The following is a 2500-nucleotide window of genomic DNA, read 5'->3' on the forward strand; positions in this document are numbered from 1 at the left end:
CGTCGGAAAAATGGTGGGACCTCGTCAAACGTTGTGATCAGCCGGTTCAAAGTTCAAGTCCAACTTGAGAGTTTGATCCTGGCTCAGAGCGAACGCTGGCGGCAGGCTTAACACATGCAAGTCGAGCGGGCGTAGCAATACGTCAGCGGCAGACGGGTGAGTAACGCGTGGGAACGTACCTTTTGGTTCGGAACAACACAGGGAAACTTGTGCTAATACCGGATAAGCCCTTACGGGGAAAGATTTATCGCCGAAAGATCGGCCCGCGTCTGATTAGCTAGTTGGTAGGGTAATGGCCTACCAAGGCGACGATCAGTAGCTGGTCTGAGAGGATGATCAGCCACATTGGGACTGAGACACGGCCCAAACTCCTACGGGAGGCAGCAGTGGGGAATATTGGACAATGGGGGCAACCCTGATCCAGCCATGCCGCGTGAGTGATGAAGGCCCTAGGGTTGTAAAGCTCTTTTGTGCGGGAAGATAATGACGGTACCGCAAGAATAAGCCCCGGCTAACTTCGTGCCAGCAGCCGCGGTAATACGAAGGGGGCTAGCGTTGCTCGGAATCACTGGGCGTAAAGGGTGCGTAGGCGGGTCTTTAAGTCAGGGGTGAAATCCTGGAGCTCAACTCCAGAACTGCCTTTGATACTGAAGATCTTGAGTTCGGGAGAGGTGAGTGGAACTGCGAGTGTAGAGGTGAAATTCGTAGATATTCGCAAGAACACCAGTGGCGAAGGCGGCTCACTGGCCCGATACTGACGCTGAGGCACGAAAGCGTGGGGAGCAAACAGGATTAGATACCCTGGTAGTCCACGCCGTAAACGATGAATGCCAGCCGTTAGTGGGTTTACTCACTAGTGGCGCAGCTAACGCTTTAAGCATTCCGCCTGGGGAGTACGGTCGCAAGATTAAAACTCAAAGGAATTGACGGGGGCCCGCACAAGCGGTGGAGCATGTGGTTTAATTCGACGCAACGCGCAGAACCTTACCAGCCCTTGACATGTCCAGGACCGGTCGCAGAGATGTGACCTTCTCTTCGGAGCCTGGAACACAGGTGCTGCATGGCTGTCGTCAGCTCGTGTCGTGAGATGTTGGGTTAAGTCCCGCAACGAGCGCAACCCCCGTCCTTAGTTGCTACCATTTAGTTGAGCACTCTAAGGAGACTGCCGGTGATAAGCCGCGAGGAAGGTGGGGATGACGTCAAGTCCTCATGGCCCTTACGGGCTGGGCTACACACGTGCTACAATGGCGGTGACAATGGGAAGCGAAGGGGCAACCCCTAGCAAATCTCAAAAAGCCGTCTCAGTTCGGATTGGGCTCTGCAACTCGAGCCCATGAAGTTGGAATCGCTAGTAATCGTGGATCAGCACGCCACGGTGAATACGTTCCCGGGCCTTGTACACACCGCCCGTCACACCATGGGAGTTGGTTTTACCTGAAGACGGTGCGCTAACCGAAAGGGGGCAGCCGGCCACGGTAGGGTCAGCGACTGGGGTGAAGTCGTAACAAGGTAGCCGTAGGGGAACCTGCGGCTGGATCACCTCCTTTCTAAGGATGATCCTTCAGMGAGCYTCGCGCTCACTATCGGATCGTTTTAGAAACATCAGTGGCCAACAGATCGCCAGATCGTTGAGCTGCATTGGCGGGATTTCGCCGTCTTCGTTTCTCTTTCTTCGCGGACGAACACGCGCTGGGCCTGCTTGAAGCAGGATCCCACGGTCCCTGACGGGATAGGCGTTAGGGGCTTGTAGCTCAGTTGGTTAGAGCGCGCGCTTGATAAGCGTGAGGTCGGAAGTTCAAGTCTTCCCAGGCCCACCACTTTCATCGAGTGAGCATTCGTCTTCTGGTTACGGGGCCATAGCTCAGCTGGGAGAGCGCGTGCTTTGCAAGCATGAGGTCGTCGGTTCGATCCCGTCTGGCTCCACCAGATGGTTTGATCATCGACRCTGTGCACCGTCGTCCGCGAAACATCACTTCGCATCCTGCTAGTCTGGATAGACAGCAAGATGCGTGTTTTCTGACATCGTAAAGAGGAGATCGATCCGAGTTGGGTCGTGTAGCAGATTGCTGCGCGAGCCTTCATTATCTCCGGATCATTTTCGGCGCTCGASGCTGACCGCAAGGTTGGCTCTCGAGTTGTAAAATGATCCTTTTAGCGAAGCTTGACCGCCTCGCTATCGGAACGATCTTACGAAGCAAGCTGGTCTTTCTAGTCAATGTCCGGCTGTACGTAGCATTCATCGAGGGTGCGCGCCGAAGAGGTTTCGATCTCTTGGCAATCGTAGAGACAACATTCTGCCGAGTGTGTGGACATTGATAATGAGAGCAATCAAGTGCCTTAAGGGTGTTCGGTGGATGCCTTGGCGCTGAGAGGCGATGAAGGACGTGCTACGCTGCGATAAGCCGTGGGGAGCTGCGAAGAAGCTTTGATCCGCGGATTTCCGAATGGGGAAACCCACCTTCGATAGCCGGAACTCCAAGACCTTGGTCTTGGGGTTGTG

General features: G+C 54.8%; 2 tRNA genes and 2 rRNA genes (1 of these 4 cut by a window edge). All 4 read left to right on the forward strand.

The annotated features are described in order from the left end of the window. Positions 1–60 precede the first annotated feature (60 nt). Positions 61–1547 (forward strand): 16S ribosomal RNA (locus tag A7X65_RS40325). 193 nt (positions 1548–1740) lie between these two features. After that, positions 1741–1817 (forward strand) — tRNA-Ile (locus A7X65_RS40330). A 33-nt stretch (positions 1818–1850) separates the two neighbouring features. Beyond that, positions 1851–1926 (forward strand) — tRNA-Ala (locus tag A7X65_RS40335). A 400-nt stretch (positions 1927–2326) separates the two neighbouring features. Beyond that, a 23S ribosomal RNA gene (locus A7X65_RS40340) occupies positions 2327–2500 on the forward strand (it continues 2672 nt past the right edge of the window). Together the 16S and 23S rRNA genes with 2 tRNA genes alongside form the textbook arrangement of a ribosomal RNA operon.

This window comes from Bradyrhizobium stylosanthis (genome assembly GCF_001641335.1).
In the GTDB taxonomy this organism is placed as follows: domain Bacteria; phylum Pseudomonadota; class Alphaproteobacteria; order Rhizobiales; family Xanthobacteraceae; genus Bradyrhizobium; species Bradyrhizobium stylosanthis.